13 protein-coding genes are annotated in these 13,598 nt (G+C 69.7%); 12 read left to right on the top strand and 1 reads right to left on the bottom strand.

Annotated elements, in window-relative coordinates:
• Window positions 1-33: 33 nt before the first annotated feature.
• Window positions 34-1,059, bottom strand: a complete 1,026-nt coding sequence (locus ACWGIH_RS37320) for a LacI family DNA-binding transcriptional regulator (RefSeq protein WP_453450051.1) — start codon at window positions 1,057-1,059, stop codon at window positions 34-36.
• A gap of 131 nt (window positions 1,060-1,190) precedes the next feature.
• Between ACWGIH_RS37320 and ACWGIH_RS37315 the strand changes: the two genes are divergently transcribed.
• The 12 genes from ACWGIH_RS37315 to ACWGIH_RS37260 all read left to right on the top strand — a co-directional run bounded on the left by ACWGIH_RS37315 (window position 1,191) and on the right by ACWGIH_RS37260 (window position 13,306).
• On the top strand, window positions 1,191-2,450 hold the full coding sequence (locus ACWGIH_RS37315) for an MFS transporter (RefSeq protein WP_453450052.1): 1,260 nt from the start codon (window positions 1,191-1,193) through the stop codon (window positions 2,448-2,450).
• Window positions 2,451-2,459: 9 nt separating this feature from the next.
• Window positions 2,460-3,821, top strand: a complete 1,362-nt coding sequence (gene pafA, locus ACWGIH_RS37310; protein WP_135334215.1) for a Pup--protein ligase — start codon at window positions 2,460-2,462, stop codon at window positions 3,819-3,821.
• Between the two features lie 130 nt (window positions 3,822-3,951).
• Window positions 3,952-4,953, top strand: coding sequence for an FKBP-type peptidyl-prolyl cis-trans isomerase (locus ACWGIH_RS37305; protein ID WP_453450116.1), 1,002 nt, complete (start codon window positions 3,952-3,954; stop codon window positions 4,951-4,953).
• A 46-nt stretch (window positions 4,954-4,999) separates the two neighbouring features.
• Window positions 5,000-5,374 carry an FKBP-type peptidyl-prolyl cis-trans isomerase gene (locus tag ACWGIH_RS37300; protein WP_363210887.1) on the top strand — a complete coding sequence of 125 codons (375 nt, stop codon included), beginning with the start codon at window positions 5,000-5,002 and terminating at the stop codon, window positions 5,372-5,374.
• A 147-nt stretch (window positions 5,375-5,521) separates the two neighbouring features.
• Window positions 5,522-6,475, top strand: a complete 954-nt coding sequence (locus ACWGIH_RS37295; protein WP_453450053.1) for a helix-turn-helix transcriptional regulator — start codon at window positions 5,522-5,524, stop codon at window positions 6,473-6,475.
• A gap of 17 nt (window positions 6,476-6,492) precedes the next feature.
• Complete coding sequence (locus tag ACWGIH_RS37290; RefSeq protein ID WP_453450054.1) at window positions 6,493-7,491, top strand: helix-turn-helix transcriptional regulator; 999 nt, start codon at window positions 6,493-6,495, stop codon at window positions 7,489-7,491.
• A gap of 11 nt (window positions 7,492-7,502) precedes the next feature.
• A complete protein-coding gene (locus ACWGIH_RS37285; protein WP_365821137.1) occupies window positions 7,503-7,754 on the top strand; it encodes a hypothetical protein in 252 nt (83 codons plus the stop codon).
• A 9-nt stretch (window positions 7,755-7,763) separates the two neighbouring features.
• Complete coding sequence (locus tag ACWGIH_RS37280; RefSeq protein WP_361834209.1) at window positions 7,764-7,961, top strand: hypothetical protein; 198 nt, start codon at window positions 7,764-7,766, stop codon at window positions 7,959-7,961.
• Between the two features lie 249 nt (window positions 7,962-8,210).
• Complete coding sequence (gene tatA / locus ACWGIH_RS37275; protein WP_453450055.1) at window positions 8,211-8,507, top strand: Sec-independent protein translocase subunit TatA; 297 nt, start codon at window positions 8,211-8,213, stop codon at window positions 8,505-8,507.
• A 47-nt stretch (window positions 8,508-8,554) separates the two neighbouring features.
• A complete protein-coding gene (gene tatC, locus ACWGIH_RS37270; RefSeq protein ID WP_453450056.1) occupies window positions 8,555-9,517 on the top strand; it encodes a twin-arginine translocase subunit TatC in 963 nt (320 codons plus the stop codon).
• Between the two features lie 17 nt (window positions 9,518-9,534).
• Window positions 9,535-10,443 (top strand): diacylglycerol kinase, encoded by a 909-nt coding sequence (locus ACWGIH_RS37265; protein ID WP_453450057.1) that lies wholly within the window; start codon window positions 9,535-9,537, stop codon window positions 10,441-10,443.
• Between the two features lie 52 nt (window positions 10,444-10,495).
• Window positions 10,496-13,306 carry a DEAD/DEAH box helicase gene (locus ACWGIH_RS37260; protein WP_453450058.1) on the top strand — a complete coding sequence of 937 codons (2,811 nt, stop codon included), beginning with the start codon at window positions 10,496-10,498 and terminating at the stop codon, window positions 13,304-13,306.
• Window positions 13,307-13,598 lie beyond the last annotated feature (292 nt).

The following is a 13,598-nucleotide window of genomic DNA, read 5'->3' as shown; positions in this document are numbered from 1 at the left end:
GGCCGCCGGCCGGAACACGGGGCACACGCGTGTCTAGGGGGCGGCGGGTCCGGTCGAGCCGCGGATCACCAGTTCGACGGGGAGGGTGTCGGCCCGGGGCGTGCGTCCGTCGAGGACGGCGAGCAGGGAGGTCATGCCGCGTTCGCCGAACTGCTCGGCCGGGAGCCGCACGGTGGTGAGTTCGGGTTCCACGGCGGTCGCAAGGGTGAGGTCGTCGAAGCCGGTCACCGAGAGGTCCTCGGGCACGCGCAGACCGAGGCGCCGGGCCGCCTTGCAGGCGCCCGCGGCGAGGATGTCGTCGTCGCAGACGAGCGCGGTGGGGCGGCGCCCCGGCGCGGACAGGGCGGCTTCAGCAGCCGCACGGGCGTCCTCGACGGTGAGGAGCGCCCGGACGGTGCGCACGGCCGCGTCGGTGCCCCTCAGCGCCTGTGCGAGGGCTTCGGAGCGTATGTCGAAGGTCCAGGAGTCGACGCCCGCGGCGAGGTGCAGGAAGTCGCGATGGCCCAGGGCGAGGAGATGCTCGGTCACCCGGCGCATGCCGTCGCCGATGTCGAGGTTGACGGTGGCGGCGCCGAGGCTGCCGGCCGGGTCGCTGTCGAGCATGACCAGGGGGAGCGCGTCGCCCTGGATGGTGGCGAGCGCGTCGGAGGCGATGGAGGACGCGAGGACGCCGTCCAGGGCGGCGCGGCTGGAGTCGAAGGGGTCGCGGGCGGGGCCGACGCCTTCGGGGGAGGGGTAGAGGACGACTCCGAAGCCGTGTTCGGCGGCGACGCGGGCGGCTCCGGTGTAGACGCGGGCGAAGAACTCGTTGGTGAGGGCGGGGACGACGAGCAGCGCGGTCCTGGTGCGGCCGAGGCGGAGGTTGCGGGCGGCGAGGTTGGGGCGGTAGCCCAGTTCGCGGGCGGTGGCCCGGACGCGCTCGGCGGTCCGCTCGGCGACGCGCCCGCGCCACTTCTCGCCGAACACGAGGGAGACGGTGGCCTGGGAGACCCCGGCGGCGCGTGCGACGTCGCGGCTCGTGGGGCGTGGCCCCGCGGCCTCCTGCTCTGGCCCGGCCACTGCTGGTACCTCCCGGATCGGTGCCGCGGGGGAGATCGGTATGGACCCGCGGTGAGCGCTCATGGTACGTATGACGCTCGACGTTATACGTAAAACCTCGGCGCGTCGGCGCAGGGGGAGGGGCGGGAAGCATGGCTGCCGGGTACGCGGAGATCCTTCGGACGAGATACGCCGGGCGGCTGCTCGCGGGCACCCTGGTGGGCCGGCTGCCGAACGCGACGGCCGCGATCGCCATCGTGCTGTTCATCCGCGCCGAGGGCGGGACCTACAGCCTGGCCGGCGCCCTCGCCGCGGTGTACGGCGTGGCCAACGCGGTGGGCCAGCCGCTGCTCGGCCGTCTGGTGGACCTGTACGGGCAGCCGCGGATCCAGCTTCCCTCCGCGATCGTCTCGGCCATCGGCATGGGGGCCTTCGCCTTCACCGGGCCCGATTCGCTCGGCCTCGCGTATGTCGCGGTGGGTGTGGCGGGCCTCTTCACGCCGCCTCTCGAAGGCGGCCTGCGCGCGCTGTGGCCGAGCGTCCTCGGCAAGGAGGAGCAGGTGCACAGGGCGTACGCCATGGACGCCATCGCCCAGGAAATCATGTTCACCGTCGGACCGTTGCTCGTCACGGCCTGCGTCGCGCTCTGGTCGGAGCAGGCCGCGCTGCTCGTGGTGAACGTCATCGGCGTGCTCGGTGCCCTCTCCGTGGTGCTGTCGCAGCCCTCGCGCGCGTGGCGCTCGGCGCCCAGGGAGGCGCACTGGCTCGGCGCGCTGCGCTCACGCGGGCTCATCGCGCTGCTCGGCGCCTTCCTCTTCATCGGCATGGCACTCGGCTCCATCACCGTCGCCGGTGTGTCGTACGCGGACGAGCACGGCGGCGACGCGGTGTACGGCTGGATGATGGCGGCGCTCGGGCTCGGCGCCCTGGTCGGCGGTTCCGTGTACGGGGCGCGGCAGTGGGCCGGCGTACCGGAGAGGCGGCTGACCGTCCTGGTGGCCCTGCTCGCCCTCTGCTACTGGCCGTTGACGCTGACGCCCGGCGCGGTCGCCATGACGGGCCTCGCGGCCGTCGCCGGGATCTTCCTCGCGCCGGCGCTCGCGTGCGCGTTCATCATCGTGGACCGGCACGCGCCGCGGGGCACCGTCACCGAGGCGTTCTCCTGGCTCGTGACCACGTTCACGGTCGGCGCGTCGCTCGGCACGGCGGCCGCGGGGCCGGTCGTGGAGTGGGGCGGGACCGTGTGGGGCTTCGCCGTTCCGGGGGGCGCCGGCGCCGCCGCGCTGCTTGTTCTGCTGGCCACGGCTCGGGTGCTCGTACTCCCCGCTGATTCGGCGGTCGTTGCGGGTTCATCGGAAAATGATCGAAACGGTGCCGTCGAACCCGGTTTCAGGGCAGGGCATCAGGCGTAATGTTCAGTCATGGACCGCCGCATTTTCGGGCTGGAGAATGAGTACGGCGTCACGTGCACGTTTAGGGGACAGCGCCGTCTGTCGCCTGACGAGGTGGCGCGCTACCTCTTCCGCCGTGTTGTCTCATGGGGCCGCAGCAGCAACGTCTTTCTGCGGAACGGCGCCCGCCTCTATCTTGACGTCGGGTCACATCCGGAATACGCAACACCGGAATGTGACAACGTGACCGAGCTGGTCACGCACGACAAGGCGGGCGAGCGCATTCTGGAAGGCCTGCTCGTCGACGCCGAACGCCGCCTGCACGAGGAGGGAATCGCGGGCGACGTCTATCTCTTCAAGAACAACACCGACTCGGCGGGAAACTCCTACGGCTGCCACGAGAACTATCTGGTGGCCCGGCACGGGGAGTTCTCGCGGCTCGCGGACATCCTCATTCCCTTCCTCGTCACGCGACAGCTGCTCTGCGGCGCGGGCAAGGTGCTGCAGACTCCACGCGGCGCCGTGTACTGCGTCAGCCAGCGTGCCGAGCACATCTGGGAAGGGGTCTCCTCCGCGACCACCCGCTCCCGGCCGATCATCAACACCCGCGACGAACCGCACGCGGACGCCGAGCGCTACCGCAGGCTGCACGTCATCGTCGGTGACTCGAACATGTCCGAGACGACCATGCTCCTGAAGGTCGGCGCCACCGACCTCGTGCTGCGCATGATCGAAGCGGGCACGGTGATGCGCGACCTGACCCTGGAGAACCCGATCCGGGCGATCCGCGAGGTCAGCCACGACATCACGGGCCGCCGCAAGGTGCGTCTGGCCAGTGGCCGCGAGGCCTCCGCCCTCGAAGTCCAGCGCGAGTACTACGAGAAGGCCGTGGACTTCGTGGAGCGCCGCGGCATCCGCACGGGCACGGTCGAGCAGGTCCTGGAGCTGTGGGGCCGCACGCTCGACGCGATCGAGGCCGAGGACCTCGACCGCATCGGCACCGAGATCGACTGGGTCATGAAGTACAAGCTCATCGAGCGGTACCGAGCGAAGAACAACATGACCATGTCGCATCCGCGGGTCGCGCAGATAGACCTCGCGTATCACGACATCCACCGCCGTCGCGGGCTGTACTACCTCCTGGAGAGGAAGGGCCAAGCCGCCCGCATCTGCAACGACTTGAAGATCTTCGAGGGCAAGTCGGTGCCGCCGCAGACCACCCGCGCGCGGCTGCGGGGCGACTTCATCCGCAGGGCCCAGGAGCAGCGCCGCGACTTCACCGTCGACTGGGTGCACCTGAAGCTCAACGACCAGGCACAGCGCACAGTGTTGTGCAAGGACCCCTTCCGGTCGGTGGACGACCGGGTGGAGAAACTGATCGCCGGTATGTAACCCCCGATACAGCAGGTGCGTTGCGGGAACGCAACGCGGGGCGCCGTACGTTCCTCGTACGGCGCCCTTCTCCATGCGTAGAGTTGCGCGCACGCCAACCGACAAGATCGACCGATACGAGGCCCCCACCGTGCGCCGACGCTCACTCCTCCTTGCTGTTCCGGCCGGCCTGCTCACGCTGGCCGGGTGTGGTGACGACAAGAAGGCCGACAAGGCCAAGCCAAGCGACAGCCCAGCCCCTTCCAACTCGACCTCGGCCGCACCGACGGCGAAGATCGTGGACGGGCCCCTGCCCGAGATCACGAAGGGGACGAAGTTCGGCCAGAAGCCGACCGTCGCGAAGGGGCCCGGCAAGCCGTCCTCCGACCTCGCGGTCAAGACCCTGGTCGAGGGCAAGGGCGCCGAGGTGAAGAAGGGCGACTACCTCCAGGCGAACTACCTCGGCCAGATCTGGGCCACGGCGAAGGTCTTCGACAACTCGTACGACCGCGGCAACCCCACGGTCTTCCCGATCGGTGTCGGTCAGGTCATCCCCGGCTGGGACCAGGCGCTCGTGGGCAAGAAGCTCGACAGCCGTGTGCAGCTCGCGATCCCGCCGAAGATGGGTTACGGCACGGAGGGCAACAAGCAGGCGGGCATCAAGGGCGATGACACGCTGGTCTTCGTCGTCGATCTGGTGGGCACCTTCAGCGCCAAGAGCTCGGCCAAGGGCAGGGAGGTCGCGCAGTCCAACATCGACCTGCCCAAGGTCGGCACGAACACGGACGGCAAGGCCCCCTCGATCGACGTCCCGAAGAAGGACGCCCCGAAGAAGCTCGTCGCGAACTACATCCTCGAGGGCGACGGCGAGGAGATCAAGGAGACCGACAGCCTCCTGTGCCAGTACAAGGGAGTGCTGTGGGCCGACGGCAAGGAGTTCGACTCCTCGTACAAGAGGAACGAGCTGGCCTCGTTCCAGCTGGCGCAGGTCGTCAAGGGCTGGGCGCAGGGCCTGACCGGCAAGAAGGTCGGCAGCCGCGTCCTGGTCGTCGTCCCCCCGAAGCTCGGGTACGGTGACCAGCCGCCGCAGGGCAGCCCCATCAAGAAGGACTCCACGCTGGTCTTCACCGTGGACATCCTCGCGAAGATGTAAGACTGTCCCGGCCGGTCATTCGTATCAAAGCAGGAGCATGAGTAACGTGAGCATCGAGAAGCCCGAGATCGACTTCCCCGAGGGTCCGGTCCCCACCGACCTCCAGATCGTGGACATCTGGGAGGGCGACGGCCCGGAGGCGAAGGCGGGCGCCACCGTCTCCGTCCACTACGTGGGCGTGGCTTTCTCCACCGGCGAAGAGTTCGACGCCTCCTGGAACCGCGGCACGCCGCTCCAGTTCCAGCTGGGCGCCGGTCAGGTCATCGCCGGCTGGGACCAGGGCGTCCAGGGCATGAAGGTCGGCGGACGCCGCCGGCTGACCATTCCCTCGCACCTCGCGTACGGCGAGCGCGGCGCCGGTGGTGGCCGCATCGCGCCCGGCGAGGCCCTGATCTTCGTCTGTGACCTCGTAGGCGTCTGAGAGACGACCTGGCGACGACTGAGGACAGGGTCTGATCAGACCTGTCCGTCGAGGCCCATGCCGGTTCCGGCATGGGCCTCGGCTTTTCCCACGACACCCCGGGGCGGTACGGTCGGCGGTCGGAAGCACTGTTGAGAAAGGGCGTCGATGGCCATTGCCAAGGCCGAGCGGCTGATGAACCTGGCGCTGTGTCTGCTCGGGACGCGGCGGCCGCTCAGCAAGCGCGAGCTGCGCGAGTCCATCGAGGCCTATCTGGAGGCGGGGTCCGACGACTCCTTCAACCGGATGTTCGAGCGTGACAAGGACGATCTGCGCGAACTCGGCCTGGTCATCGAGACGGTGGAGAACCTCGACGGCGAGGTCGGCTATCTCGCGCGCCGGGACAGCAACCGCCTCCCGCCCATCACCATCGACGCCGAGGAAGCCGCGGCGCTCGGCCTCGCCGCCAAGGTCTGGCAGCAGGCCCGCCTCGCCGGAGCCGCCAGCGGCGCCCTGCAGAAGCTGCGCGCCGCGGGCCTCCCCGAGGACGTCGACCCGTACGAGGCGCACAGCGCGCTCGAGCCGCGCATCCCCGTGCACGAGGCGTCCTTCGAGCCGCTGATGCTCGCCTGCCGGGACCGCCGCCCCGTCGTCTTCGACTACCGCAAGGCCACCGCGGCCCGCCCCGAGCCGCGCCACGTCGAGCCCTGGGCCCTGGAGTGCTGGCGCGGCCACTGGTACCTCGCGGGCTGGGACCGTGACCGCGGCGCCGAGCGCGTGTTCCGGCTCTCCCGCATCACCGGGAAGGTCCGCGCCCGCGCCGGCAAGTTCACCGCGGGCATCCCCGATGTCGTCACGGTGCGCGAGACCGTCGCGAGCTGGGCGGGGGAGAGCGCCGACCGCTCCGCCCTGATCCGGCTGCGGACGGGTGCGGGCTACCCGCTGCGCGCCAAGGCGGCCCGGATACGTGAAGTGGGCGAGGGGTGGGACGAGTTGGAGATTCCGTACGGGCACGGGCTCGACGCCTGGCTGGTGGAGTTCGGGCCCGACGTGGTGGTCCTCGAGCCCGCCGAGCTGCGGGCCGACGTGGTGGACCGGCTGCGCGCCGTGGCCAAGGGCTGAGGGGGACGTACCGAATCATGGCCACGAACGCGATCGACCAGACCCGGCGGATGCTCTCCCTGGTGACCTATCTGCGCGAGCGCCCCGGCGCGCACGTCAGCGACGTCGCCCGCGCCTTCGGCATCACCGAGGACGAGCTGATCTCCGACCTGGACGTGCTGCCGCTGTGCGGGACCAGCTTCCGCGGCGGTGACCTCCTGGACATCGACACCGACGGTGACCGCATCTGGTGGCACAACCCGGACGACGTGGCGGCCCCCCTGCGGCTCGCCGCCGACGAAGCCACCGCGCTCCTGGTGGCCGCCCGCGCGGTCTCCACACTCCCCGGCCTTCGCGAGAGCGACCGGCTGGCCCTGGTGCGCGCCACCGCGAAGCTGGAGACGGCGGCCGGTGAGAACGCGGGCGCCAGTGCGCGGCTCTCGGTGACCTTCGAGTCCGAGGGCGGTGTCTTCGCCGAGGTCGACCGCGCCATCTCCGAGCGGCGCAGGCTCTGGCTGCGCTACTACTCACCGGCGCGCGACGAGCTCACCGAGCGCGAGGTCGACCCGATCCGCCTCTTCGCCGTCGGCCACACGTACATGGAGGCGTGGTGCTACCTCTCCGAGGCGCGCCGCACCTTCCGCCTCGACCGGGTGGCCGAGATCAGGATCCTGGACGAGCCGTCCGCACCGCCCGAGGTCGAGCTGCGTGACCTCTCCGAAGGTCTCGTGCAGCCCGCCGCGGAGGACCCCGAGGTGGTCGTCGAGGTCGGTCCTGGCGGTCGCTGGGTCGCCGAGTACTACCCCCACGACAGCGCCGAGGAACTTCCCGACGGCGGCCTGCGGATCACGCTGCGCACCCCGGACCCCACCTCGCTGCGCAGGCTCGCGCTGCGGCTCGGCGGGGACGGGCACATCGTCTCTCCCGCGGATCTCGCGGACAGCGCGCGGCAGGCGGCGCGCGAGGCACTCGCGGCCTACGACGAGCACGACCAACACCCCGGCGGGTCGCACGACAGGCAGGAGCAAGGGCGTTGACCACCAGCCTCATGTCCGAGATTCCCGGAATGTCGAGAATCGCTCCTGTGCTCTTCAAGGCCGCCTGCCCCGACTGCCGCGCCCGCTTCGAACTCTCCGCCGGGGCCCTGCGGTTGGCCATCGGCGCCTCGGCCCGCACCACCTTCTACTCGTTCACCTGCCCGGAGTGCGGCAGCGCGGTGCGCAAGCCCGCGGGCGAACGCATCGTCGAACTGCTCACCGGCGGCGGGGTGCGGACGCTGCGTCTGCACTCGACCGTCTAGGCTCGGCGCATGTTCTGGGCGATGCTGGCGATTGCCGCGGGGTTCTGTGGCCTCGCCGTGCTCGGCGTACTGGCGATTCGGGTCTTCATCGAGGCGCAGCGCCTCAGCACTCAAGTGACGCAGACCACACAGCGGATCAACCGTGCGGCGGAGGATCTCGAAGCGGCGGCGACCGGTGTGGCCCGTGCGGGCCGAGATGTCCTTTAGGCCCTGTGAAACCTGTCGGTGCCACAGAGACGCGCATCGACACCGCGGCCTGTCAACTTCCCTTGTCCGGCAGGTACGCTGCTGAAGTAGCCCGGAGTGCGAGGCGCGGGCCGCAACTGGGGGTACGCACAGGGATTGCCCTGCGTTCACCCCTGAGCGTTACGATCGCTGTCAGCACGGTGGCCGGACAGCAAGTCCGACCTGTCCGGCAGCCCCGCCCCTGCCGCCTCGGTGAGAAGGTAAAGACGTATGTTTTCCGGAAAGATCGGCGCCCCCGAGATCATTCTCATTCTCGTCGTTGTCATTCTGCTGTTCGGCGCGAAGAAGCTTCCCGACATGGCCCGGTCGCTCGGCAAGTCCGCGCGCATCCTCAAGAGCGAGGCGAAGGCGATGAAGTCGGACGGGAAGAAGGACGAGGCCGCTCCGGCCGACCCGCCCACCGACCCCGCCGCCTCCGTCCAGCCGCGCACCATCAAGGCCGCGCCCGGCGACGTGTCCAGCTCCCGGCCGGTCACCGAGCCCACCGACAGCACCACACAGCGCTGATCCAAGGCCGGCGACGGCCGGCCTGCCGCACGAGATGAGGACGTGGGTTGCTCAAGTCTGCCCGCAAGAAGGAACAGGATCCCGAGGGGCGGATGCCGCTTGCGGAGCACCTGCGCGAGCTCCGCAACCGGCTCGCGAAGGCCGTGCTGGCCATCATCGTCGTCGCGATCGTCGCTGCCTTCTTCTACAAGGACATCATCGAGTTCTTCACGAACCCGATCCTGAGCTCCGTAGGGTGCGAGTCGAGCTTCGCCGAGCTGGCGGACAAGGGCGGCGAGGAGACCTGCGCGCGCATCGTGCTGAACGGTCTGATCACGCCGTTCACGCTCGCCCTGAAGATCTCCCTGATGGCCGGTGTCGTGCTCGCTTCGCCGATCTGGCTGTACCAGCTGTGGGCCTTCATCGCGCCGGGCCTGCACAAGAGCGAGAAGAAGTACGCGTACGCGTTCGTGGGCGCCGGCTTCCCGCTGTTCATGGGCGGCGCGTTCTTCGCGTACAAGACGCTGCCGACCATGGCCCGCGTGCTGCTCGAGTTCTCACCCGGCGGCGTCGACAACCAGCTGCCGCTCGACGAGCTGATCGACCTGGTCACGCGCATGGTGGTCGTCTTCGGTCTCTCCTTCGAGCTGCCCTTGCTCCTGGTGATGCTCAACCTCACCGGAGTCATCACCGGCAAGCGCATGCTCGGCTGGTGGCGCGGCATGATCATGGGCATCACGGTCTTCGCGGCCGTGGCGACGCCCAGCACCGACCCGCTGACCATGATGGCCCTCGCCGGGCCGATCTGGGTGCTCTACTTCGCGGCCACCGGCTTCTCGCTCCTCAACGACCGGCGCAAGGCCAGGATCGAAGCGGCCAAGCCCGGTGACGACGAGGCCTCCGACCTCGATCTGACTCCCGAGGACGTCGGCGAGATCGAGCCGGTGTCCGCGCACAGGGCGCTGCCCGAGCAGGCGAGCGGCGACGGCGCGAAACGAGACCGGGTAAACGGTTTCGACGACGTGACGTGACCTTGTAGGTTTCGGCCGTGACCAGCGAGATCACCCTCTTCGTCAATCCCACCGCGGGCCGCGGCCGGGGCGCTCACGCGGCGCAGCCGGCCGCTTCCGCGTTGCGGGCCGCGGGCCACTCCGTCCGCACGGTCATCGGGGAGGACTCCGCCGACGCGCTGCGCCGGGCGCGCGATGCCGTGGACGCCGGGACGCGCGCGCTGATCGCCGTCGGCGGTGACGGCATGGCGAGCCTCGCGCTGCAGGCCGTCGCGCAGACCTCGACGCCCTTGGGCGTGGTCGCCGTGGGCACCGGGAACGACTTCGCGCGTGCCCTCGGGCTCCCGGTGCGCGATCCGGCCGCCGCGGGGGCCGCCATCGCCGAGGCGCTCGACTCGGGGCGTACCCGCGACGTCGACCTGGGGCGAGTGGGCAAGACGTGGTTCGGCACCGTGCTCGCCTCCGGCTTCGACTCGCGGGTCAACGACCGGGGCAACCGGATGCGCTGGCCCACCGGACGCTTCAAGTACGACCTCGCGATGGCCGTGGAGCTGGCGGCCTTCCGGCCCATCCCGTTCAGGATCACGCTGGACGACGAGCAGGTCCACGAGATCGACGCGACGCTCGTCGCCGTCGGGAACGGATCCTCGTACGGCGGGGGCATGAAGATCTGCGCGCGGGCCGACATGGGCGACGGCCTCTTCGACGTCACGGTCGTCGGCGACTGCAGCCGTACGACGCTCCTGAAGGTCTTCCCGCGGGTCTACAAGGGCACGCACCTGGACCACCCCAAGGTCACCGTGTTCCGCGCATCGAAGGTGGAGATCGCCGCGCCGGGAGTCACCGGTTACGCCGACGGGGAGCAGCTCGGCGGCCTGCCGCTGACGGCCCAGTGCGTGCCGGGAGCCGTACGTGTGCTCGGGCCCGAAGGGTCGCGGGAGCCGTAAGGCAGATAATGATCGTCCGTTGTCAGTGGTGGCCGGTAGTCTCGAAAGCACGATGACAGAGGACCTCTCACCGGCCGAGCGGTATGCGGCGGCGCGCGAGCGCGCTGTCGAGCAGGCCACAGCACTCGCCGGCTTCCGCGAGATGTACGAATTCGGCCTCGACCCCTTCCAGATCGACGCCTGTCGGGCGCTCGAAGCGGGCAAGGGCGTACTCGTGGCCGCCCCCACGGGTTCGGGCAAGACGATCGTCGGCGAGTTCGCCGTGCACCTGGCCCTGCTGCAGGGCAAGAAATGCTTCTACACCACGCCGATCAAGGCGCTCTCCAACCAGAAGTACGCCGACCTCTCCAAGAGGTACGGCGCGGACAAGGTCGGTCTGCTGACCGGCGACAACAGCGTGAACTCCGATGCCCCGGTGGTCGTGATGACCACCGAAGTGCTGCGGAACATGCTGTACTCGGGCTCGCAGTCGCTCCTCAACCTCGGCTATGTGGTCATGGACGAGGTGCACTACCTCTCCGACCGCTTCCGCGGCGCCGTCTGGGAAGAGGTGATCATCCACCTCCAGGAGTCGGTGACGCTGGTCTCCCTGTCGGCGACCGTGTCGAACGCCGAGGAGTTCGGCGACTGGCTGGACACCGTGCGCGGCGACACCCAGGTGATCGTCTCGGAGCACCGGCCGGTGCCGCTGTTCCAGCACGTCCTCGCCGGGCGCCGGATGTACGACCTCTTCGAGGAGGGCGAGGGCCAGCGAAAGGCCGTCAACCCCGACCTCACGCGCATGGCGCGGATGGAGGCCAGCCGTTCGTACAACCCGCGTGACCGCCGCAAGGGCAAGATGGTCCGTGAGGCCGACCGGGAGCGTGAGCGCAGGCAGCGGTCGAGGATCTGGACGCCGGGGCGCCCCGAGGTCATCGACCGGCTCGACTCCGAGGGCCTCCTTCCCGCCATCACCTTCATCTTCAGCCGCGCGGCCTGCGAGGCCGCCGTGCAGCAGTGCCTGCACGCGGGACTGAGGCTGAACGGCGAGGACGCGCGGGCCCAGGTCCGCGAGATCGTCGAGGAGCGCACGGCCGCCATCCCGGACGAGGACCTGCACGTCCTTGGCTACTACGAATGGCTGGAAGGCCTGGAGCGCGGCATCGCCGCGCACCACGCGGGCATGCTGCCGACCTTCAAGGAAGTCGTCGAGGAGCTCTTCGTGCGCGGGCTCGTGCGGGCCGTCTTCGCCACCGAGACCCTCGCCCTCGGCATCAACATGCCCGCGCGCAGCGTGGTGTTGGAGAAGCTCGTCAAGTGGAACGGCGAGCAGCACGCGGACATCACGCCCGGTGAGTACACCCAGCTGACCGGCCGCGCCGGGCGGCGTGGCATCGATGTCGAGGGCCATGCCGTGGTCCTGTGGCAGCGCGCCATGAGCCCGGAGCACCTGGCGGGACTCGCCGGTACGCGCACGTATCCGCTGCGGTCCAGCTTCAAGCCGTCGTACAACATGGCGGTGAACCTGGTCGAGCAGTTCGGGCGGCACCGCTCGCGCGAGCTTCTGGAGACGTCGTTCGCGCAGTTCCAGGCCGACAAGTCGGTCGTCGGGATCTCCCGGCAGGTGCAGAAGAACGAAGAGGGGCTCGAGGGCTACAAGGCCTCGATGACCTGTCACCTGGGCGACTTCGAGGAGTACGCCCGTCTGCGCCGCGAGCTGAAGGACCGGGAGACCGAGCTCGCCAAGCAGGGCGCCAACCAGCGCAGGGCGGCGGCGGCCACCGCCCTGGAGAAGCTCAAGCCCGGTGACGTCATCCACGTGCCGACCGGGAAGTACGCGGGCCTGGCGCTCGTCCTGGACCCGGGGATCCCCGCGGGCCGGGTCAACGGCCACCGCGGCTTCGACCACCAGGACGGGCCGAGGCCCCTGGTGCTCACCGCAGAGCGGCAGGTCAAGCGCCTTGCCGCGATGGACTTCCCGGTGCCGGTCGAGGCCCTCGAGCGGATGCGCATCCCGAAGTCGTTCAACGCGCGCTCGCCGCAGTCGCGGCGGGACCTGGCGTCCGCGCTGCGCACGAAGGCCGGGCACATCGTGCCTGAGCGGCACCGCAAGGGGCGGGCCGCCGCAGCCGACGACCGCGAGATCGCCCGGCTCCGCACGGAACTGCGGGCGCACCCCTGCCATGGGTGCGACGAGCGGGAGGACCACGCGCGGTGGGCCGAGCGCTACCACCGCCTGCGGCGGGACACCGTGCAGCTCGAGCGGCGCATCGAGGGGCGCACGAACACCATCGCGCGGACCTTCGACCGGATCGTCGCGCTGCTCACGGAGATGGACTACCTCCGGGGTGACGAGGTCACCGAGCACGGCAAGCGGCTCGCCCGGCTCTATGGAGAGCTGGACCTCCTGGCGAGCGAATGCCTGCGCGAAGGCGTGTGGGAGGGGCTCAGCCCGGCCGAACTCGCCGCGTGCGTCTCGGCGTTGGTGTTCGAGGCCCGGATGGCGGACGACGCGCTCGCCCCCAAGCTGCCCTCCGGGAAGGTGAAGGCCTCCCTCGGTGAGATGGTCCGGATCTGGGGGCGGCTCGATGCCCTGGAGGAAGACTTCAAGATCAACCAGGCGGAAGGGGTCGGGCAGCGGGAGCCGGACCTCGGCTTCGCCTGGGCGGCGTACATGTGGGCGTCCGACAAGGGTCTCGACGAGGTCCTTCGGGAGATCGAGATGCCCGCCGGCGACTTCGTGCGCTGGTGCAAGCAGGTGATCGACGTGCTGGGGCAGATCTCGGCCGCCGCTCCCCGCGAGGGATCCACCGTGGCCAAGAACGCTCGCAAGGCCGTGGATCAGCTGCTGCGAGGTGTGGTGGCGTACAGCTCCGTCGGCTGACGGACCGCGACGTAGGGTCGGCGACGCCGAAGGGCGGGTCCGGGGTTTCATCCCCGGGCCCGCCCTTTTTCGTATCCAGGTCCGCCTGTTCGATGCCATCACTCCACGTGTTCGATTGATCGCCACGCGTGTAAATGGAGCCGAGTGTATGCCCGTCGGTGAGCGCGCTGCAGGGCCTTGCTGAATATGACTCGGCGATGATTCCGGCGGACTAAGCTCGCCCGGAGCGCGGCGAGTTGAAACGAGTTGCGATAGATTCGCGCGTTTGTTCATAGATCTTTCGATTGTTCGC

The sequence above is a fragment of the Streptomyces sp. NPDC054872 genome, assembly GCF_053610705.1.
The sequence above is the reverse complement of the archived record's forward strand: the minus strand, read 5'-3'. Positions and strand labels throughout refer to the sequence as shown.

Coding starts and splice junctions, on each gene's coding strand:
- ACWGIH_RS37315 (WP_453450052.1), top strand. CDS start 1,191: ATGGCTGCCGGGTACGCGGAGATCCTTCGGACGAGATACGCCGGGCGG.
- pafA (WP_135334215.1), top strand. CDS start 2,460: ATGGACCGCCGCATTTTCGGGCTGGAGAATGAGTACGGCGTCACGTGC.
- ACWGIH_RS37295 (WP_453450053.1), top strand. CDS start 5,522: ATGGCCATTGCCAAGGCCGAGCGGCTGATGAACCTGGCGCTGTGTCTG.
- ACWGIH_RS37290 (WP_453450054.1), top strand. CDS start 6,493: ATGGCCACGAACGCGATCGACCAGACCCGGCGGATGCTCTCCCTGGTG.
- ACWGIH_RS37285 (WP_365821137.1), top strand. CDS start 7,503: ATGTCCGAGATTCCCGGAATGTCGAGAATCGCTCCTGTGCTCTTCAAG.
- ACWGIH_RS37280 (WP_361834209.1), top strand. CDS start 7,764: ATGTTCTGGGCGATGCTGGCGATTGCCGCGGGGTTCTGTGGCCTCGCC.
- tatA (WP_453450055.1), top strand. CDS start 8,211: ATGTTTTCCGGAAAGATCGGCGCCCCCGAGATCATTCTCATTCTCGTC.
- ACWGIH_RS37260 (WP_453450058.1), top strand. CDS start 10,496: ATGACAGAGGACCTCTCACCGGCCGAGCGGTATGCGGCGGCGCGCGAG.